At 69.3% G+C, this 19960-nt stretch carries 20 protein-coding genes, 3 tRNA genes and 1 pseudogene; 18 read left to right on the top strand and 6 right to left on the bottom strand.

Going from position 1 to position 19960, the window contains the following annotated elements:
- Positions 1-98: 98 nt before the first annotated feature.
- The 8 genes and pseudogenes from C1I98_RS41435 to C1I98_RS15755 all read left to right on the top strand — a co-directional run bounded on the left by C1I98_RS41435 (position 99) and on the right by C1I98_RS15755 (position 6289).
- Positions 99-452: an alpha/beta hydrolase family protein gene (locus tag C1I98_RS41435; protein WP_158558055.1), complete on the top strand. Its 354-nt coding sequence runs from the start codon at positions 99-101 to the stop codon at positions 450-452.
- 584 nt (positions 453-1036) lie between these two features.
- A complete protein-coding gene (locus C1I98_RS15780) occupies positions 1037-1306 on the top strand; it encodes a GlsB/YeaQ/YmgE family stress response membrane protein (protein ID WP_111168215.1) in 270 nt (89 codons plus the stop codon).
- 151 nt (positions 1307-1457) lie between these two features.
- Positions 1458-1667, top strand: coding sequence for a hypothetical protein (locus C1I98_RS40535; RefSeq protein WP_146607462.1), 210 nt, complete (start codon positions 1458-1460; stop codon positions 1665-1667).
- A gap of 168 nt (positions 1668-1835) precedes the next feature.
- Positions 1836-2975, top strand: coding sequence for a glycosyltransferase (locus C1I98_RS15775; protein ID WP_111168214.1), 1140 nt, complete (start codon positions 1836-1838; stop codon positions 2973-2975).
- Positions 2972-3976 carry a glycosyltransferase gene (locus C1I98_RS15770; protein WP_111168213.1) on the top strand — a complete coding sequence of 335 codons (1005 nt, stop codon included), beginning with the start codon at positions 2972-2974 and terminating at the stop codon, positions 3974-3976. Before C1I98_RS15775 ends, C1I98_RS15770 begins: the two co-directional genes overlap by 4 nt.
- Positions 3973-5466 (top strand): glycoside hydrolase family 130 protein, encoded by a 1494-nt coding sequence (locus C1I98_RS15765; RefSeq protein WP_111168212.1) that lies wholly within the window; start codon positions 3973-3975, stop codon positions 5464-5466. Before C1I98_RS15770 ends, C1I98_RS15765 begins: the two co-directional genes overlap by 4 nt.
- Positions 5467-5575: 109 nt before the next feature.
- Positions 5576-5991: pseudogene (locus C1I98_RS43915) on the top strand (hypothetical protein); the annotation flags it as partial.
- Positions 5992-6052: 61 nt separating this feature from the next.
- Positions 6053-6289 carry an efflux permease Rv1217c-related protein gene (locus C1I98_RS15755; protein WP_111168211.1) on the top strand — a complete coding sequence of 79 codons (237 nt, stop codon included), beginning with the start codon at positions 6053-6055 and terminating at the stop codon, positions 6287-6289.
- 19 nt (positions 6290-6308) lie between these two features.
- On the opposite strand, the gene C1I98_RS15750 is transcribed toward C1I98_RS15755, so the two are convergent.
- Positions 6309-6956, bottom strand: coding sequence for a TetR/AcrR family transcriptional regulator (locus C1I98_RS15750; protein ID WP_111168210.1), 648 nt, complete (start codon positions 6954-6956; stop codon positions 6309-6311).
- A gap of 96 nt (positions 6957-7052) precedes the next feature.
- Here C1I98_RS15750 and C1I98_RS15745 point away from each other — a divergent pair, with 96 nt between their 5' ends.
- The 6 genes from C1I98_RS15745 (at position 7053) to C1I98_RS15720 (ending at position 10258) form a co-directional block, all read left to right on the top strand.
- The gene (locus tag C1I98_RS15745; protein ID WP_111168209.1) at positions 7053-8159 is read left to right on the top strand and encodes a serine hydrolase domain-containing protein; all 1107 of its coding nucleotides are present in this window, start codon (positions 7053-7055) and stop codon (positions 8157-8159) included.
- Positions 8160-8441: 282 nt separating this feature from the next.
- Positions 8442-8516: transfer RNA gene (locus tag C1I98_RS15740), tRNA-Arg, on the top strand.
- A gap of 37 nt (positions 8517-8553) precedes the next feature.
- Positions 8554-8626: transfer RNA gene (locus tag C1I98_RS15735), tRNA-Val, on the top strand.
- 5 nt (positions 8627-8631) lie between these two features.
- Positions 8632-8703 (top strand) — tRNA-Arg (locus C1I98_RS15730).
- A gap of 73 nt (positions 8704-8776) precedes the next feature.
- Positions 8777-9379, top strand: a complete 603-nt coding sequence (locus C1I98_RS15725; RefSeq protein ID WP_158558054.1) for an HAD family hydrolase — start codon at positions 8777-8779, stop codon at positions 9377-9379.
- A 72-nt stretch (positions 9380-9451) separates the two neighbouring features.
- A complete protein-coding gene (locus C1I98_RS15720; protein ID WP_111168207.1) occupies positions 9452-10258 on the top strand; it encodes a class I SAM-dependent methyltransferase in 807 nt (268 codons plus the stop codon).
- A 61-nt stretch (positions 10259-10319) separates the two neighbouring features.
- Here C1I98_RS15720 and C1I98_RS15715 read toward each other — a convergent pair whose 3' ends face one another.
- Entirely contained in the window at positions 10320-11459 is a 1140-nt protein-coding gene (locus C1I98_RS15715; RefSeq protein WP_199536974.1) for an RNA polymerase sigma factor, read from the bottom strand.
- Between the two features lie 229 nt (positions 11460-11688).
- On the opposite strand from C1I98_RS15715, the gene C1I98_RS15710 reads away from it, so the two are divergent.
- Positions 11689-12831 (top strand): sensor histidine kinase, encoded by a 1143-nt coding sequence (locus tag C1I98_RS15710; protein ID WP_233507898.1) that lies wholly within the window; start codon positions 11689-11691, stop codon positions 12829-12831.
- Between the two features lie 154 nt (positions 12832-12985).
- Positions 12986-14161: a cytochrome ubiquinol oxidase subunit I gene (locus C1I98_RS15705; protein ID WP_233507897.1), complete on the top strand. Its 1176-nt coding sequence runs from the start codon at positions 12986-12988 to the stop codon at positions 14159-14161.
- Between the two features lie 86 nt (positions 14162-14247).
- Here the strand turns inward: C1I98_RS15705 and C1I98_RS15700 are convergent, their stop codons facing one another.
- Entirely contained in the window at positions 14248-15195 is a 948-nt protein-coding gene (locus tag C1I98_RS15700; RefSeq protein ID WP_111168206.1) for a sulfite exporter TauE/SafE family protein, read from the bottom strand.
- Positions 15196-16047: 852 nt separating this feature from the next.
- Between C1I98_RS15700 and C1I98_RS15695 the strand changes: the two genes are divergently transcribed.
- Positions 16048-16770 (top strand): DUF2625 family protein, encoded by a 723-nt coding sequence (locus tag C1I98_RS15695; RefSeq protein WP_233507896.1) that lies wholly within the window; start codon positions 16048-16050, stop codon positions 16768-16770.
- A 164-nt stretch (positions 16771-16934) separates the two neighbouring features.
- The gene (locus C1I98_RS15690; protein ID WP_306461886.1) at positions 16935-17498 is read left to right on the top strand and encodes a DUF6461 domain-containing protein; all 564 of its coding nucleotides are present in this window, start codon (positions 16935-16937) and stop codon (positions 17496-17498) included.
- 680 nt (positions 17499-18178) lie between these two features.
- Here C1I98_RS15690 and C1I98_RS15685 read toward each other — a convergent pair.
- From C1I98_RS15685 to C1I98_RS15675, 3 genes are all read right to left on the bottom strand, one after another.
- Positions 18179-18493, bottom strand: coding sequence for a hypothetical protein (locus tag C1I98_RS15685; protein ID WP_111168204.1), 315 nt, complete (start codon positions 18491-18493; stop codon positions 18179-18181).
- Between the two features lie 189 nt (positions 18494-18682).
- Complete coding sequence (locus tag C1I98_RS15680) at positions 18683-19006, bottom strand: orotate phosphoribosyltransferase (protein WP_199536973.1); 324 nt, start codon at positions 19004-19006, stop codon at positions 18683-18685.
- A 188-nt stretch (positions 19007-19194) separates the two neighbouring features.
- Positions 19195-19620 (bottom strand): PPOX class F420-dependent oxidoreductase, encoded by a 426-nt coding sequence (locus tag C1I98_RS15675; RefSeq protein ID WP_111168217.1) that lies wholly within the window; start codon positions 19618-19620, stop codon positions 19195-19197.
- Between the last annotated feature and the right edge of the window lie 340 nt (positions 19621-19960).

The following is a 19960-nucleotide window of genomic DNA, read 5'->3' as shown; positions in this document are numbered from 1 at the left end:
GTGCCGGGGGATGTGCTGGATCGGACGTACGGGCGGGAAGTGCGTGGTGAGACGGACGATTCCGATTATCGGGCGGCCCAGGAGGAGTACCTGCGCGCGTGCGTGGTACGGACCTCCACTATCAGCCTCGACCCGGGCCGGATGAGCCTGCTGACATTCCGCACGCTGATCGGCCATGCCGATTACCACATCACCGGCACCTTGAAGGACTGGGACATCTTCCCGAGCTCGGTCGAATTCGCGTCCCCACGCCGGTCTTCGGCGGGGAGTTCGACGAATGCGTTCCGGTCCATCTGGCCGACATCGCCGCCCGAATCCCCGACTCGGAACACATCACCCAGTCCGGCGCGGCCCACATGGGCTACCTGGAAAGGGAGCCCCTGCGCAGCGATTACATCTCCACCATCGCCGACTACCTCACCCGCACGGAATCTCGCCGCCGGGCCACCTGACCGCCTTCGCTTCGCCCGGCCGTGTCGATCGCCCTGATCGTTACCCCTCCGCTCTGGCGGACCCCCAGTGGGAACTGATCAAGCCCCTGCTCCGAGCTGAACACCGGCGGTCGCCCCGAGACCACCCGTGCCGGCAGATCGTCAACGTCATCGTGTACGTGGTGTGGTCCACGCGCCCGGCGGTAACCGCCCGGTGGCCTGGCGCAGGGCGGAATCGAGCCGAGAAAACCGCCGATGGGGTGGCGCCGAGCGATATATGTCGATGAACTGCGGCAGCGGGGGCGCCGCACCCGTTTTTTCGCGATCGTCTGCCGTCGCAGTACATGGCGGGTGGCGCAAAATTCTACAAAAGATTTTCTGATAAGCGGATTTTTCCTGGACTTCGCACATCCGTCGGGTGTATGTTGGCAATATCGCTCCGAGTTTCAGTGAACCACCTGATGGCTTCTGGGCTCGGAGCTGTTTGTTTCACGGACCCGACGCAGGCAGATCATCATTGAACTGGAGGCGATGAGACAGCGCGACTCTCCTGTCACGATCCGGCACGAAAACCAGAAAACATCCATACCACCGAGGAGTGGATTATGGGGATTATCGCCTGGATCATTCTCGGCCTCGTCACAGGATATGTCGCAAAGCTGATCATCGGCGGACAAGACCTGCGGGGCCTGACGGTGGCCTGTCTGCTCGGCGTCACCGGAGCGCTGTTCGGCGGCACCTTCGCCGTCCAGTCCTTCGACAGCGACATCGGCGCCTTCTTCGATCTCACCGCCTGGATCACCGCGGTCGCCGGGGCGGCCATCGTGTTGGTCACCTACAACGTGGTCAACCTGCGCCGGCGCATACCCAGGTGACCACCGGACTTCGGCGCCGTCGCCCGGGAAAGACGAGCTGCCGGAGCGGACTGCCCCCCGTCGGACAGGCGTGGGGGCAGCCCGTGCGTCACGCAGGCGTGCGGGCCGAACGCAGGGGCAAGGCAGCCGCGAGCACACCAGGAGGTGCGCGATGAGCCGTACGGACAACACCCGCCCACTCCGGTTGCAGATCCGGGAAGTCCACGGAAACCTCCTCGGCGACAGGCGCTCCCACACCGAAATCGGCAGGGAGACCGTCCTCCAGGAGCATCGGGCCCGGCAACGGGTACGGCTGACGCTCGCGCGCGGCGAGGAACCCGAGCCGACCCGTCACCGCCATGCCGCCAGGCATGACCATTGAGGATCCCGGGCGACCGCCCATGACTCCTCCACCGCGTCCATCGCGTCTGTCGTGAGAACGGCTCGCCCGCGCGCCCTGCGGAGGCGGGCCGCCGGCCGACGGACGTCTCCACCGCACGACGCCGCATCGGCGCACCCTGGTGTGGCCGACCACCGGAAGGCAGGACACTTGGCCTGTACCTATGGCTTCCTCAGCACTCACCCACCCACCCACTGCGGGCTCGCGACCTTCAACCAGGCCCTGGCCGCCCATCTCACCGATGGAGGCATGTACGGCGGAACCGTCCGTGTCACCGCTGACGGCGACGACCACCGCCCCGTTCCAGGAGTCGTGCACACCTGGGCCCCGGGCGGGCTCGGCGGCTGGCAGGCCGCGGCAGCCGCGCTCGATCAGTTCGACATCGCCGTCGTCCAGCACGAATACGGCATCTACCCCGGCCTGGACGGCCACGAGGTGCTGCCTCTGCTACACCGCCTCACCGTGCCCTTCATCGTGGTGCTGCACACCGTCCTGGCCCGGCCCACTCCCAGGCAGAAGGGAGTGCTGGAGGAGGTCGTGGCGGATGCCGCCGCGGTCGTCACCATGACGGGCTCCGCCCGCGACAGACTGATCACCGGCTATCGCGTGGACGCCGGCAAGGTGTCGGTCATCCCGCACGGGGCCGCCGACCACACCGGCGTACCGTCTCGGCACGGCCTCCGCCCGCACCTGCTCACCTGGGGGCTGATCGGTCCGGGCAAGGGCATCGAATGGGCACTGCGGGCGCTCGCCCTCCTCAAGGACCTCGTCCCCGCCCCCGTTTACACCGTCGCGGGGAAGACCCACCCCAAGGTGCTCGAACACCAAGGCGAGACCTACCGCGACCGGCTGCGCGATATCGGCGCGCAACTCGGCGTGGACGCCGCCGTGCGGTACGACCCCGTCTACCGCGACGAAGGCTCGTTGAGCCGGCTGATCCGCTCGGCCGACATCGTCGTACTGCCCTACGACTCATCCGAGCAGGTCACCTCCGGTGTCCTCATCGAGGCCACCGCCGCGGGCATCCCGGTCGTCGCCACCGTCTTCCCGCACGCCGTGGAGCTGCTCACCGACGGGCCCGGCCTGCTGGTCCCGCACCGGGACCCCACGGCACTCGCCGCCGCCATCCGCCGCATCCTCACCGAACCCGCGCTCGCCGACGAACTCACCGGACGCACCCGCGCACTCGTTCCCCACCTGCTCTGGCCTGCCGTGGCGGCGCGGTATCGCGAACTCGCCCACGTCGTGCTCGGCTCTCGTACGGCCGCCGTCGCCGCGCTCCCGCGATGAGCGCCCCTCTCCCCGGGTTCGCGCATCTGATCCGGCTGACCGACGACACGGGCCTGTTCGAGCACGCCCGGTACGCCGTCCCGCGCCGAAACCACGGCTACTGCACCGACGATGTCGCGCGCGGCCTGGTCGTCGCCAGCCGCGAACCCGTCCCGGGCCCCCAGGTGCGCCGGCTCGTGGAGTGTTACCTGGCCTTCCTCACCCATGCCCAGGACCGCTCCGGCGCGTTCCGCAACCGGCTCTCCTTCGATCGGCGCTGGACCGATCAGCCCGGCGTCGGTGACTGGTGGGGGCGGGCGCTGTGGGGCCTCGGCACCGCGGCCTCCCGCGGAACCGCTTCCTGGGTCCGGCAGCAGGCGATGGCCGCCTTCGCCCTGGGGGCGGTCAGGCGGTCGCCGCACCCGCGGGCCATGGCGTTCGCCGGACTCGGCGCGGTGGAGGTACTGCGTACCGATCCCGGCAATGTCGAGGCGGCCACGCTGCTCAAGGACGCGGCCGCCGCGGTCGGGGGGCCCGCCGAGGACCCCGGCTGGCCGTGGCCGCAGCCGTACCTGAGCTACGCCAACGCCGCCCTCGCCGAGGTGGTCATCGCCGCCGGGCACCACACCGGCGACCGAACCCTGCTCACCGCCGGCCTGCGCATGCTGACCTGGCTGGACGACGTCCAGACGAGCGACGGCCCGCTGTCCGTCGTCCCGGCCGCCGGATGGCGGCAGCACGGGCCCCGCCCCCGCTACGACCAGCAACCGATCGAGGTCGCCGCGCTCGCCGACGCCTGCGCCACCGCGGCCGCCGTCACCGGCGACCAACGCTGGATCGACCGCGTAGAACGTGCGGTGGCGTGGTTCAACGGCTCTAACGACACGGGCACGCTGATGTGGGATCTCGCCACCGGCGGCGGATATGACGGCCTGACCCGGTACGGCCCCAACCTCAACCAGGGAGCGGAATCGACCATCGCGCTGATCTCCACCATGCAGCACACCAGGGCGGAACCGTGACCGGCCTGGCGGTACGGGTCGGCCCGATCCTCACCCCCGACCCGAGCAGAGTGATCGTCAAGCTGTTCGTCCCCGGCGAGGACGCCGCCCAGACACGGACCCGCGCCGCCGCGCTCATCGAACGCATCACGCTGCTGGGCCATGATGAGGCGACCGACATGCTCCAGCAGACCCTCCGGCGGTACGGCGGGCGCCACCACGATCTGGAGTCGACCTTCGCGCACCACTATGACCTGGTCCGCCACCGAATCCCGCGCGACATCGACCTGCCCCTGCTCGCCCGGCTGTTGGTCGGCGCGTACTTCAGCCACGAGTACGCCGTGGAGGCCGCCGCGCTCTGCAATCCCTCCATGGCCCCCCACCCCGACCAGTCCGGACTCGGCCCTGAGCAGTTCCGCGTCGTCATCAGCATGCGGCAGATCGGCGAAGGCCACCTGTCGTCCATCGGTTTCGCCACCGCGGTGCTCGGACCCGGCACCGACCTCACCGTGTCCGACCGCCGCGGGCCCTTGACCACCGGGCGCCGGTTGGACACCCGGCACCGGCGCGACACGCTGGCCGCCGGGCTCACCGACGACGAGTACGACAACGAGGTCTCCGCCACCGTGCTGAGATCGCTGCCCGAGCATTTCGATGACCACGATCTCGAAAGGGCGCTCGCCTGCCTTCCCGCCGACCTGCTCACCCGTACCACCACACAGACGACCCTGGAGAGACTGCGCCGCGCCACCGGTTTCGAGTACGCCGTGACCTTCCCCGCGGACGTCCCGCTCGACCGCATGGTGCTGTGGCCCTCCACCGCGGCCGAGAGCAACGGGATGGAGGACGCGCGCTTGGTTCGGGTGAGCGACGGCGACGGCAACTCCGGCTACCGGGCCACCTACACCGCCTACGACGGGCGGCACGTCCGCTCACACATGCTGACCAGCGACGACCTGTCCAACTTCGATGCCACGCCGCTGCACGGCCCCGCCGCCGTAAACAAGGGAATGGCCCTGTTCCCGCGCCCCGTGGGAGGGCGGACCCTCGCGCTGTGCCGCTCCGACGGCGAGACCATCGGCCTGACCACACTCGACGGGCACAACCGGTGGCAGCAGGCCGTCCCGCTGCACATCCCCCACCGCGCGTGGGAACTGATCCAAACCGGCAACTGCGGCTCGCCCATCGAAACCGCGTACGGCTGGCTCGTCATCACCCACGGCGTCGGGCCCATGCGTGAGTACGTCATCGGGGCCATCCTGCTGGACCTTGACCATCCACACCAGGTCATCTCCGAACTCCCCGGCCCGCTCCTCACCCCTGACGCCACCGAACGCGAGGGCTACGTGCCCAACGTCGTGTACTCCTGTGGCGGCCTCGTCCACGCCGGCGCGCTCTGGCTGCCCTATGGAGCCGGCGACACCCGCATCGGGTTCGCCCACGTCCAGCTCACGGCCCTCATCGGCGCGATGCGACGGAGGCCCGGCCACGCCGCCTTGTCGGTGGGGTGATCTAGTGTCCCGGCCATGACTTCAGCGACGCAGGCGTACACGTACGCCGCGCCCTCCTCCCTCATCGACGGTCGCCTCGGGCTGGCGACCTCCGGCGGCCGGGCAATCACTGGGCGGCGACCCGTGGCGCGAGGCCACCGAGCTGCACCGGCGGCTGGCGTACGTGCCCGGAGATGTCACCCTGTGGCCGTCGCTGAGCGGCGGCGAGGTCATCGACCTGCTGGGCAGGACACGCGGCGGCCTCGACCCCCGCAGGCGGGCCGAACTGCTCGACCGCTTCGAGCTGCGGCACCTCACCCGCACCTCGGTCACGGCCGAGCTGGCCGGGCCCGCGCCGGGCTGGCCGCACTGCCCGGCGTACACGATCTCAGCCTGAACGGCGACCGGCTGAACTGCCAGGTGGACGGCGAGGCGCTGACCGCCGTGCTCGGTGAGCTGGCCGGGGCCGGCGTACGCGCGCTGACCGCGCAGCCGCCGACGCTGGAGGCGCTGTTCCCGCGCCACTACGCGGGCGCGGCGAAATGACCGGCGCCTGGACCGGCACCTGGACTTTGGTCCGGCTCATCCTGCGCAGCCCAGGCTGGCCATGGCGGTGAGCTGGGTCGTGCTCGGCGCGTTCCTGGTCATCGACCTGCTGGCGGAGTTCCGGCTGGTGGAGGGGGGCGTGCTGGATCTGTCGCCGTTCATCCACGTCCCCGCGCTCCTGCTGGACGCCGGACCGGCGCAGACCGGGCCGCTGGCCGTGCTGACACTGGTGGCCGCGGCCATGGCGGCGGCGGGGCTGGCCCTGCTGCGCCGGCGTGATCTGATGCCCTCGGCCTGACGGTCAGCCGCCCGGCGGCTCAGGGTCCATCGGCCGGGCCGTACGCGCGCAGGAAGGCGGCGACCGCCGCGTCGGCGAGCCGGTCGCGTTCGGCGTCGGCCACGTCGCCCGCCTCGCTGCCGTAGAACATCGCCCGGTTCACCGGGATCCACAGCAGCAGGCCCACCAGGTGGTCGGCGGCCAGGCCGGCGTCGTCGAGGGAGAGCCGGCCGCGGGCGGCGAGGCGCTCGAAGCAGGTGGTCAGGGTCGTGAGTACGCGCTCGAACCCGCCCTCGTACCAGGCGCGACCGAGCTCGGGGAACCGGTCGGCCTCGGCGATGACCAGCCGGCGCAGCCGGAGCACCTCGGGGCGCAGCAGCGCGTCGAGGAACGCGCGGGCCAGCCGGCGCAGGTCCTTCGCGGGGTCGTCGCCCTCGTCGAGGGTGGCCGCGACCACCTTGACGAGGGCGTCCACTTCGGCGGTGGTGGCGAGGACGATGTGGGTGAAAAGCTGCTTCTTGTCGGTGAAGTGCTTGTAGACGGTCTGCTTGGAGGCCCCCGCGAGCGCCGCCACCTCGTCCATGCTGGCGCCGACGTAGCCGTTGCGGAGGAAGACCGCCATGGCGGCCTCGGCGATCTGGCCGCGCTTGCGGGCCGTGCGGCCCGCCTCACCATCGATGTCTGTCATACGCCCTCTCTCTCCGATGAAGAGAACAGTACTAGACAGTTCCGTACTGATGCCAGTACTGTACCGTCCAGTTCCTCAGAGAAATGGACATGTGACGTGAACACTCTCCAGGACCAGGTGCAGCGGGCCGCCGACGAGCTGGTCGCCTCCGGCCGTGAGCACGGCCTCCAGGTGGCCGTCTACCGGGACGGCGCGCAGGTGGTCGATGTGGTCGCCGGGGTGGCCGACACTGAGACCGGCCGGCCGGTCACCGCGGACACCCCCTTCTACAACTTCTCCATCGGCAAGGGCATCACCGCGACCATCGCGCACCTGCTCGCCGAACGCGGGGTGTTCGGCTATGACACGCCGGTGGCGGAGTTGTGGCCGGAGTTCGGGGCGCACGGCAAGGGCGGGGTGACCGTGCGCCACGTGCTCACGCACACGGCGGGGGTGCCCGGAGTACCGCTGGACACCACGCCCGAGGACGTCTGCCGCTGGGAGACCATGGTCGCCGCCCTGGAGAACGCCGAGCCGTGGTGGGAGCCGGGGACCAAGGCGGGCTACCACGCCTACACGTTCGGGTTCCTCGTCGGTGAGATCGTCCGGCGGGCGACCGGCAAGCCCATCTCGCAGGTTCTGCGCGAGGAGATCGGCGAGCCGCTGGGCGTGGCCGGCGAACTCTACTTCGGCATGCCCGCCACCGAGCACCACCGGCTGGCCCGGCTGGAGGACGCGCCCATGGACATGTCGGCGTTCGCCGACATGCCGGCGGACCTGCCGATGTTCAGGGCGGGCCCGATGAGCCTGATGCCCACCGCCGCGCTGGGCAGCCGCCCCGACTACCTGGCCGCCGACATCCCCGCCGGCGGCAAGACCACGGCCAGGGCCATCGCCCGCATGTACGCGGCGCTGCTCGGCGAGGTGGACGGCGTACGGCTGATCTCGCCCGAACGGCTGCGCGAGGCGACGGCCGTCGCCTACAGCGGGCCCGACGAGGTGTTCGGCATGCCCTCCACCTGGGGACTCGGTTACGCGATCGGCCGGCCGGACTCCTCGCCGGAACAGACGCCGACCGTGTTCGGCATGGCCGGGGCCGGGGGCAGCGCGGCCTACGCCGACACCGCCACCGGGGTGACCGTCGCCATCACCAAGAACCTGCTGACGGCCGGCTTCGGCACGGTGACCGTGATCGGTGACATCGTCGCCACGTCCGGTTCCTGACGAGAAAAATCGGCGTGGGCCGTGAACCTATCCGGCCCATACGCCGTCTCAACAAATGAGTGGCGATCGGCGGAGCCCCGCGGCTACGTTGAGAGCCGGTCAACCTCACGACGGATAAGGATCGGCAAGTGGACCACGAGGTGTATCGCATTGGCGGGCGCGGGCGCGCGCTGTGCCGCGTGTGCCTCGTGTCCCGGTGGCGATGCCGCTGACCTGCGAAGGTTCGGCCAAGCCGCCCGGGACACCACCCAGGCGGCTTTTTTATTGGAATGACCATGCTTCGGCCTCGTGGCTCAGTGGAGAGAGCGCCGGTCTACGAAACCGGGTCTGTCGCAGGTTCGAATCCTGCCGGGGCCACGATCGACACAACCGAGCGATCGAGTAAAGCGAACAACGGCCTGTAGCTCAGCCGGAAGAGCACCGGTCTTACGAACCGGGTGTCGCGGGTTCGATTCCCGCCGGGCCGACGTGGGCGACCGTGGTGTAGGCGGCAGCACGCCGGGCGTCGATTCCGGGGGTGCCAGTTCAAATCTGGTCGGTCGCCCTTCATGCCAGAGGCCCGTCCGGCGGGCTCAGCACGTTGCCAATGTGCGAACGCACATGGTAGATGTGAGAATATGAAGTGGGTGCTGTTCGACTTCGGCGGGGTCATCTGTGACCCGCCGGGGCCGCGCGAGGCCGCGGCCCTGAGCGGGCTCATCGGGGTGAAGGAGGAGCGCTTCTGGGAGGTCTACTGGCAGGGCCGGCTCGACTACGACATGGCCGCGGTCGACGCGGCCGGGTTCTGGGGCGGCGTCTACGCACGGCTGGGCCGTGCGGCGGGCGACGCGCCACTCGATGAGCTGATCGCGCTCGACCTCAAGATGTGGAGCTATCTCAACAGCGGCACTCTGGACATCCTGCGCGAGCTGGAGCGCCGTGCGGTGCCGCTGGCGCTGTTGTCGAACGCGCCGCTGGAGATGGCCCGGCTGATCGACGAGCAGCCGTGGGCGGCGGTCTTCAGCCACCGCTTCTTCAGCGCCGACATGCGCCGGGCCAAGCCCGACCCGGCGATCTACCAGGAGGTGTGCGAGCGGTTGGGCGTGTCGCCGGGCGACGTGGTGTTCGTCGATGACCGTGCGGACAACGTGGAGGCGGCCACCGCGCTCGGCATCTCCGGGGCGCTGTTCACCGACGCGGCGCGGCTGCGCGCCGACCTGGATCACCTGATGTCCATATGATGAGACGGCATTCTCATATCATGGGATGTCCTGTTAGGGTCCCTGCCAAGCGGCGGTCGCGAGGAGGGTGCCATGAGCAGGCATGCCGTCTACACGCACGGTCACGATGAGTCCGTACTGCGCTCCCACCGGTGGCGCACGGCCGAGAACTCGGCGGCCTACCTGCTGCCGCACCTCGCGCCGGGCCAGGCCCTGCTCGACATCGGCTGCGGGCCGGGCACCCTCACGATGGACCTCGCGGCCCGCGTCGCACCGGGCCGGGTCACCGCCCTGGAGGTGACGCCCGACGCGCTCGACCTGGCCAGGGCGGAGGCGGCCCGGCGCGGCCAGGGCGGCGTCGACTTCGTGGTGGGCGACGTCCACGCCCTCGGCCTGCCCGGCGGCTCCTTCGACGTGGTCCACGCCCACCAGGTGCTCCAGCACGTCGGCGACCCGGTGGGCGCGCTCCGCGAGATGCGGCGGGTCTGCCGGCCGGGCGGCGTGGTCGCCGTCCGCGACAGCGACTACGCGGCCTTCGCGTGGTACCCTCGGCCACCCGAGCTGGACGACTGGCTCGCCCTCTACCAGCGGATCGCCCGCGCCAACGGCGGCGAGCCCGACGCCGGGCGGCGGCTGCTGTCCTGGGCCCGCGCCGCCGGTTTCACCGACATCACCGCCACCTCGGCCACCTGGTGCTTCGCCACCCCCGAAGACCGGGCCTGGTGGGGCGGCATGTGGGCGGACCGCATCCTGAAGTCCGACATGGCCGCCCAGGCCCTGGCCACCGGCGCGGCCACCGAAGACGACCTGCGCCGCATCTCGGCGGGCTGGCTCGCCTGGGCCGAGTCGCCGGACGGCTGGCTGTCCATCCCGCACGGCGAGCTGATCTGCCGCGCCTGATCCGGGCAAGCGAAAGGCCCGCGACATGTCGCGGGCCTTTCTGCCGCTTCTGCTGCTTCTGTTACTCCAGGTACTCTCGGAGCGCCTGGGAGCGGGAGGGGTGACGGAGCTTGGACATCGTCTTGCTCTCGATCTGGCGGATCCGCTCGCGGGTCACGCCGTAGACCTTGCCGATCTCGTCCAGCGTCTTGGCCTGGCCGTCGGTCAGCCCGAAGCGCATCGAGACCACCCCGGCCTCCCGCTCGGACAGCGTGTCCAGCACCGAGTGGAGCTGCTTTTGCAGGAGCGCGAAGCTGACCGCGTCCTCTGGCACGATGGCCTCGGAGTCCTCGATCAGGTCACCGAACTCGCTGTCGCCCTCCTCACCGAGCGGAGTGCTCAGCGAGATCGGCTCACGGCCGTACTTCTGCACCTCCACGACCTTCTCCGGCGGCATGTCCAGCTCGCGGCCCAGTTCCTCCGGGGTCGGCTCGCGGCCGAGGTCCTGCAACATCTGGCGCTGCACCCGGGCCAGCTTGTTGATGACCTCCACCATGTGAACCGGGATGCGGATGGTGCGGGCCTGGTCGGCCATCGCCCTGGTGATCGCCTGCTTGATCCACCAGGTGGCGTAAGTGGAGAACTTGAATCCCTTGGTGTAGTCGAACTTCTCGACCGCCCGGATCAGGCCCAGGTTGCCCTCCTGGATCAGGTCCAGGAAGAGCATGCCCCTCCCCGTGTACCGCTTGGCGAGCGACACCACCAGCCGCAGGTTGGCCTCCAGCAGGTGGTTCTTGGCGCGGCGGCCGTCCTCGGCGATCCACTCCAGCTCGGCACGGACATCGACGGGCAGCGACCCGAACTCCGAGGCCAGTTGCTCCTCGGCGAACAGCCCCGCCTCGATCCGCTTGGCCAGCTCGACCTCCTGCTCGGCGTTGAGCAGGGAGACCTTGCCGATCTGCTTGAGATAGTCCTTGACCGGGTCGGCGGTGGCGCCGACCGCGGCGGCTATCTGCGCGACGGGCTCGCCGTCGTCACCGATGTCGTCCTCAGCGTCGAGCAGGACGAAGGACTCGTCCTCCGGCCCGGCGGGCTCGGCCGGCGGAACCTCTTCCGGCTCGGCGATGGGTTCGGCGACCTGCGACGAGGTGGCGGCCGACGAACGACTCGAACGGGCAGGCGACACAGATACCTCCTGGCGCGACCGGACCCGATCTGCCATGTCAGATGCGCGGGTCCCACTTCAGGTATTGACGTATAACGCGATACCTGACGTTCCCGATTCCCGGTTATCGCATTTTCACTGGTCAGAGCCGTGCCACCCGGTCGGAATCGGTGAGACGGGCCCTTTCGTAGGAGGGTATCCGCTGTTCGGTGGTGCCTGGACCACTGCGCCGGAAACCCCCAGCCGATCGGCGAAACCGCTGGCTAGAGTGCTGAACGTGCGGCACATGGGCGAAACCGGCGAAGGTTCCTGGCAGTCCGTGCTGACCGGCGTGGTGATGGTCATCATGTTCGCCGGCCTGTGGGTGGCGGCGCTGGTGAAGCCGTCCGTGCCGGTGGGGCCGCTGGACGTCGGGGCGTCCCTGGCGGGGGCCTGCGCGGTGCTGGTACGCCGCCGGTGGCCGCTGGCCGTACTGCTCGGCACGGCGCTGCTCTGCACCGTCTACTACCCGCTGTCCGCGCTGGACGGCCCGCTGGTCGCCGCCCTGTTCCTGGCCCTCTACACCGCCGCCGACCGAGGCCGCGTACTGCCCGCGCTGCTGCTGACCGCCGCCGCGTCGGCGGCCATCGGGATCGAGGAACTGCGCGGCGACCCCCGGCATGTGGACGACAGCATGATCATGCTGGTCGGCGGCTGGATGCTCGCCGCCGTGGCGATCGGCGGGGTCACCCACAACCACCGCGCCTACCTGCGGGAGGCCGAACAGCGGGTCCGCGCCGCCGAGCACGGCAAGGAGGAGGAGGCCCGCCGCCGTGCGCTGGAGGAGCGGCTGCGCATCGCCAGGGACCTGCACGACGTACTCGGCCACAACCTGTCCCTGATCAACGTCCAGGCCGGTGCGGCCCTGCACCGCCTGGCCGACCACCCCGAGCAGGCCGCGCCCGCGCTCGCCACGATCAAGGAGACCAGCCGCGACGCCCTGCGCGAACTGCGGGCGACGCTCGGCGTACTCCGTCAGGGCGACCCCGATCGGCCCCCGGGCCTGGCCGGCCTCGGCGAACTGATCGGCCGCTGCGGGCTCGACGTCCGCACCGAGGTGGCGGGCGAGGTGACCGGCCTGCCGCCCGAGGTGGACACGGCCGCCGCGCGGATCGTCCAGGAGGCGCTGACCAACGTCGCCCGCCACTCGGGCGTACGCGCCGCCACGATACGGATCTGCCGCTCCGGCGGCACGCTGCTGGTCGAGGTGGACGACGCTGGGCGCGGTACGGCGAGCGCCCCCGGCCACGGCATCACCGGCTCTGGCATCACCGGGATGCGTGAACGGGCCGCCGTGCTGGGCGGTACCCTGACGGCCGGGCCGCGCCCCGGGGGCGGCTTCCGGGTGTCCGCCGCGATTCCATGCCCGAGTAACGCATCGGATGTATAAGGGACGCAGGACGACATCTGGGGGAGTACCCCGATGACCCGCCCTGGCGGGACGCGCCGGACGGTTCGGCCAAGCCATCCTCTTCTGTCATGGAAAGCACGCTCGACCTCGCCCGCTCGATGTTCGCCATCACGGCGGGAGGGCATTCCTGTTCGTGGCGCTGACACTGGGGCTCGCCACGGTCGTCGCGGTGATGCAGACCCGGGCGACCATCAGCGGCAGCGCGATTCACCTGCGCATGACCCGCTTCTGGGGACGCCTCTACGTCATCAACTACGCCATGGGCATCGTCACCGGGCTGGTGATGGAGTTTCAGTTCGGGCTGAACTGGAGCGGCCTGATGCACTACACGGGCAGCACGTTCGGCGCGTCGCTCGCCATGGAGACGCTGCTCGCGTTCTTCCTCGAATCGACGTTCCTGGGGTTGTGGATCTTCGGCTGGGGGCGGCTGAACCGGTGGGCGCACCTGGCGACGATCTGGGTGGTCGCGCTGACCGCCTACGTCTCGGCGTACTTCATCCTGGTGGCCAACGGGCTGATGCAGAACCCGGTCGGGTACACGGTCGTGGACGGCGAGATGCGGCTGACCGACCCCGGAGCGGTGTTCGCCAATCCGGCGGCGCTGCAGGCGTTCGGGCACGTCGGCGCCGCCGCGCTGGTGGTCGCGGGGTTCCTGCTGGCCGGGGTGAGCGCCTACCACCTGCGCCGCCGTACGGCCGAGCAGGAGTTCTACCGGCGCTCGCTGCGCGTCGGGGTCGGGCTGACGCTGCCCGGGCTGGTGGTCGTCACCGGGTTCGGCGGCGCGCAGTTCGGCATCATGCAGGGCATGAAGGGTGCCGTGTTCGAGGGCGACGCGGCGCAGGTCGCGCGGTTCCAGGAGATGATGGTGGCCACCTACGGCCCTGGCGACTACGTGCCTCCGGCGGAGCCGGTGCGGGCGGGCGGCATCGTCATGCCGGCCCTGTGCGCGGTGATGCTGTTGATCTCGGTGGTGAGCTTCGTGCTGATGTTCTTCCCGGCGGCGGTGCGGGGGCTGCGGGCGTGGCACGTACTGCTCATCGCGGCGGTGCCGCTGCCGTACCTGGCGATGCTGGGCGGGTGGGTGCTGCGCGAGATCGGCCGTCAGCCGTGGGTCGTGTACGGCAGGCTGACGACTGCGGAGGCGCTGTCGGATCTCACGCCCGGGCAGGTGCGGGTGTCGTTCTTCGGGTTCTCCGCGCTGTTCGTGGCGATCGTGGTGATCAACGCCTGGATGCTGGCCCGGCACGCTCGGCGGGGGCCCGAGGAGCCGGTGGTGACGCCGGTGGCGGTTCCGGTGGTGAGTTACTAGCCGTTCGCCGGGAACCTTCCAGCGTTCGCTGGGAACGCGAAAGGGCCGGCCCGTCCCCTGGGAAGCCGGCCCTTTGCGTGTTGTCCTCAGGGTGCGACGGGCTCCTCTTCGGCCGGGCGCTCGCGCGGGGCGCGCTCCTCGGCCTCCAGGGCCTCGACCGACTCGCGGTCACGGTCGCGACGGTACTCCCTGACCGAGTAGGCGATGGCGCCGGCCCAGATGAGGGCGATGACGATGTAGGCGATCGTCTGGACGCCGCCGCTCGCGTCCACCCAGTCGCTGCGCAGGATGGTCCGCACGTTGGTGAGGATGATGACGCCGCCCACGGCCGAACCGAGGATGCGCGGCGGGATGTGCCGGACCAGCCAGGCCGCGATCGGCGCGGCGATGACGCCGCCGAGCAGCAGCACGAGGACCCAGGACACATTGATGTTCGCCGAGCCGATGCCGACCAGGAAGCCGATGCTGGCCGCGATGGCGACGATGAACTCGCTGGCGTCGATGGAGCCGATCACCTTACGCGGCGCGAGCCGGCCGCTGGCCAGGATCGCCGGGGTGCCGACCGGACCCCAGCCGCCGCCGCCCGTGGCGTCGACGAACCCGGCGACCAGGCCGAGCGGGGTCAGGAAGCGCTTGCGCAGCGGCTTGCCGAGGTTGCCCCTGGGCAGGCCGAACGCGGTGAACCGGATGATGATGTAGACACCGAGCGCGAGCAGGATGAGCGACATCACCGGGGCCGCGACCTCGGTGGAGAGGCTGGACAGGAAGGTGGCGCCCGCGAACGCGCCGACGCCTCCCGGGATACCGATCTTGGCGACGACCTTCCAGTCGATGTTCTTGAATCGCCAGTGCGAGATGCCGGACGCGAGCGTGGTGCCGATCTCGGCTAGGTGGACGGTGGCCGAGGCGGCGGCGGGGTTGGTGCCGATGGCGAGTAGGAGCGTGGTCGAAGTGACGCCGTAGGCCATGCCGAGGCTGCCATCGACGAGTTGTGCCGCCAGACCGACGAGGCCCAGGAGGACGAGTGCGCGCACAACATCCCCTTCCTAGTATACCTACTGTGCTGATAGGAAATATGGTTTAACGTGATTGCGGATACGTCAAGTCCGTTTGGAACGTTGCGAAGATCGGATAGGCGCTGAGGTATCGTGTTATGTCGCGAAAACCAGCCTTATAGCGGGCAGTCAGCGCGGGCCTGGCGAGGGAATCGCCCGTATACGCCCTGGTGGGGCGCTTGATCGGCTATGCGGAGATCAGATACCCGGCACGCCGCCCCAGGGAATGATCTGAGGCTGGAGCCCCCGCTCGTGACCGAACCGGTATGCGAAATGACACCGAACTACCGGTACACAGGTGTCCCATTAGTGACACTCACGTTCCTAACCGCCCCCCCCGACACCCGCCGGCCCGGCGCTCCGCGCGGAGGGTCGGGCTTCGCCAAGGGGCCGCGCTTCGCGCGAAAGGGCAGGGCTTCGCCCGACGCTTGCGCCACCGGCCCGACATCTAAGATCGGCATCACCGAACAACGATTCACTCGGAAAGCGCTGGCCACACCCCACTGGAGGCGTGGATCACCGATAACCCCGCCGTAGCAACACCCAGCTCGCGTCTCCTCCGGAGTGGCGAAGTGTTCCCCGCGAGCGGGGATGGCCCACTCCTCGACGGTGCCGCGGGAGAGCGCTCCCCGGTGCACGCGGGGATGGCTCGTGCCGCACCGTCCCGCCGAGCTGTGTAGTGCTGTGTGCCTCGCGCGGCTGCCCCTGATCTTGGGGGGCAGGCTCTCGGCGGTGTCCGTGGAGCTGACGGGGACATGCTCATCGAGGCTGCGAGAAGATCACTCTCCTCAGCCCTACAGGGGCGAGCGGTGCGACGATGTGCAGATGCGTATGCTCCATGAACTGATCGATGGGAACGACCCGGCATGGCCGCTGTTGCAGGAGGAATTCGCAACCACATCCGTCCCACTGCAGGTGTTTGCCGGCGATCCCGAGCAAGGTCGTTCCTGCCTGTTACAGCTCCAGGTCAGTGTGGAGTCGTACCTTGGTGCGCTGGCCCTGCACTCCGGTGGACTCATCCTGGACTGCGGATGGCTGCGGGTGTTCGGCGGCTCGTCGATGACCGGTGTTGACGCGCTGCCCAGCCTGGCTCAGATCAATCGCTTTCCCGCCGTTTTCGATCCGGGATGGCGTCCCATCGATGGCCTGATCGTGGGACAGGACATTCTCGGTGGAGTCTTCGCGCTGAACGGCCACGATCCGGGCGCGGCCGAGCGCCCGGGCGCTCCCGGAGAAGTGCTCTATTTCGCTCCCGAGTCCTTGGAGTGGGAAGCGCTGGAGATGGGCTATGGCACGTGGGTGAACTGGCTGCTGTCCGGTCGCCTGGAGGGGTTCTATGACGGTCTGCGCTGGCCAGGCTGGCAGGCCGAGGCTTCGGTACTGACGCTCGCTCAGGGGATCGCCGTTCACCCCTTCCTGTGGTCGAAGGAAGCCCATACCGACCTGCCGAGCACCAGCCGGAGGGCGGTCCCGATGAGCGAACTGCTCCGCCTGAACATTGACTTCTGCCGGAAACTCGGACTGAAGAGTCCTGGATTTCTCGGGAACGCATGACCTCGGTGGTCGGGGTCCGGCCGCGAAGGTTCGAGGCGGTTCCTCGGTGGTGATCTTTTTTCGGTCAGGGCTGTCAGCATGGCGAGGTGATCGCGACAGCGGCCGACTACGCCTGGTTCTCCGACCGGTTTCCGAGCTTGGTGGAGGGCTACTGCTTCGCCTAGATCAAGGGCCTGCGTCCAGAGGGCGTTGTGGCGCGGCTCCATGCCCGGACTGCGGGCTTTCCTGCTCGTATGAGCTTCGAGGACATGAACGGCACCGCGTACTCGGGCTCAGGCCAGTACGGTGCCTGGGATGGCCACTTCTTCGGAACCATGGCCATTGAAGGCTGGGGCCTCATCATCGAGCCCGGCGGCGGTATGGGGATCACGCAGGAGATCATGAAGAGGTTGTCGGTCGGCACGCGACTCGTGTCCCACTATCGCAACGTCAACGCGGTCGGCTACTTCTTCTGGGCGGAAGACGCCGAGATACGCCTCAGCTTCGAGCCCGCCATCCTCGCCTACCGATATGGCAGTGATCCAGACGCGCTGGTCGAGGTCATGGGACATGTGGGATTCGATCTGCGGGACGGTGACCAACCCAACGAGATCGCCCCTGCCGAAGACTTCGCGGAGCGTGTTGGGGCTGTCTTCGCGCTGGCCGAGCACCTGACCGGGGTCAAGCTGACGACACGGCTTCTGGAGGAATCGACCTATTTGTGCGCGGTCGCACCGAGCGCGCCCTGACCCGCTTCGGAGCGCGTGATCCTGTACGGCAGGCCACAGTACCGGCCGCCGCCCGTACCCGGTACCACCCCGCTGCCCGGAGTCTCGCATCCACTGTGGTCGGCCGCCGTTCCAGCACCAACTGAACCGCCCCTCTCCAGCCCATCCCGCCGTTAGCCGCTCTCCCGTCGCTACCTCCCATCGGCCGGCCGCTCCGTGGCGATGCTCCCGCCTCCGCTGGCCAGCGCTCAGCGGAAGTGGGTGACTGGCTTTTCTGCCGGGACGCGGTGGCTCATGAGGTGCTTCCGGCGAGGGGACGGGAGGGCGGTCTCAGCATGTGGGCTGGGTTGACGGTGGGGTCGCCTTCGGCAGCCAGCGGGGGCGGTGTCATTCTCAGCAGCTAGGGCGTCGTAGATCGATTGGCCTGCCGCGTGAAGGGGGGCTCCGGGAACGCTGTGGCGTGCGGCGAGGGGGCGCGGGCGCTATGCGGCCCGTGGTTGCCGTGCACGGATGCTCGGCGCGCCCTGCGTGGCAAAAGGCCCGGCAGTCATGATTGATCGCGCTCTCATGGTACGCATAATGCAGGACTCTTTGGTGGAGCCGCAGGGCACGGGGCTCGTTCCCGTTCCTGCGGCTCTGACAGTCTGAGGTCCAAGGCGTGCGTGTGCCCGGTCGGCGTGCCTGGCGCAGACCAGCTACGCCTAGCCCTCGCCGAGAAGGTGTTGCACATGTTCGCGTACGGGATGCTGCAACTCTGCATAGTCGTCCACGCGGTACGACCGGCTGAGGATGTGCGCCGCGGCACCGAGCTGCGCCCCCTGGCCGGTCGGTGAGTCCAGGAGGTCGGCGAACCCATTGTGGACCCGTGTGGCGACGTCGGGGACCAAGAGGCTGTGCAGGTAGAGGGTGGCTACGCCGAACCCTACGGGGGCGCGGTCCCAGTACTCCCAGTCGAGTATCCACAGCCGTGGCCTGGTCAGGTTGGACCAGTGCAGGTCCGTGTGCTCGGTGCGCATCGCCGGGGCCCGTAGTTTCAGCCGACGTTCGCAGGTGTCACTGAGTTCGCGTAGGTAGGCGTCAGCGTCATGGTCGCCTCGTTCGGTGGAGTGACCGGCGAGGACGTTGAGGGAAAGCCCGCATGCGCCGGAACCCTGGGCGAGTAAGGGGCTTGTCGTCCGGCCGGTGCGGTTTTGATGTGAGGATCGTCAGGCTTGGTCGAGGTCTGTGCGGGTCAGGAGGGCGTGGAGGTGGATGCCGTGGGCGGCCAGGGATTCCAGGCCGCCCTCCTGGCGGTCGATGACGCAGAGGGCGTGGCCGATTCGGGCGCCGAGTTCGCGCAGTTGGCCGGTGGAGATGGCGACCTGGCCACCGGAGGTGACCACGTCCTCGATGACCAGGGGCTGGCGGTCGTTGATCTCGGCGCCCTCGGCGAGCCGGGCCGTGCCGTACGGCTTGGCGGTCTTGCGGACGAAGGCGCAGGGGAGGCCGGTGTGCCGGCCGAGGGCGGTGACCACCGCGATGCCGCCCATTTCGAGGTCGGCCAGTACCTGTGTGCCTGCGGGACCAGGGGGGCCATGGCCTCGGCCAGTTCGTCGAGCAGGATCGGGTCGGCCTCGAACCGACGTTCGGGGCGCGTGGCCGACGAATAGTTCGACAAGTACCCGGCGGGCAAGATCCACCGTACTCACCGCGACAGTATGCCGCACCTCTGTGGAGATCAGGCGGCAGCGGTGTGGACGGTGCGGTGGAGGGAGGCGGTTCTGGCGTCGGTGGCGGTGGCAACGGGGTGGCCGGCGAGGTTCCAGCTCCAGGAGATGGTGGAGGTGATCCGCAAATAGTTGCCCGGACCGAGGTGGCCGGTCCGGTCGACGAGTTCGGCGGTGCCGTAGATGCGGATGAAGCGGGGGGACCAAGGGTCGGTGGCGGCGAGGTCGTCGATGACCAGCGAGATCTTGGTCTGGCCGGACCGTATGTTGCGGACCCGGCGGGTCTTCGCCGGGTCGATGCCGCCGATGTAGATGTGGCCGTCGGCGTACTCGAAGCCGGTGGCGACGACGTCCGGCTGGCCGTCGGGGGAGACGGTGGCGAGGCGGGCAAGCGGCTGCGAGCGCATGTAGGCGATCTCTTCTTCGGTGAAGGACATGGTCACCACTCTTCAACCTCAACCTCGGTGGAGGTCAACCCGAGGGAAGGCGGAGGGAACGCATCGCGTTGACGGCCGGGCGCGTTCGACATGATGATCAACGCATGTCGAGAAATGTAGTCACGACGGCGGGCCTTGTCGCCGTCGTGTTGTTAGCCGGGGCTTGTGGCACGGAGCGGGTCGCCGTGCCGATGGTTCGTCAGGCCGCCACCACGGCCCCGCCGCCCCTGCCGTTGCCTCCCGACGCCTCGGGGACGCCCGTTCCGGGGATACCGCACAGAGAGACGCCCGGCCCGGTGCCCCGGCCCGACGTCGGGGTCATCACCGGGACTCCGGAGCC

Source organism: Spongiactinospora gelatinilytica, assembly GCF_003236385.1.
Lineage (GTDB): Bacteria > Actinomycetota > Actinomycetes > Streptosporangiales > Streptosporangiaceae > Spongiactinospora > Spongiactinospora gelatinilytica.
The sequence above is the reverse complement of the archived record's forward strand: the minus strand, read 5'-3'. Positions and strand labels throughout refer to the sequence as shown.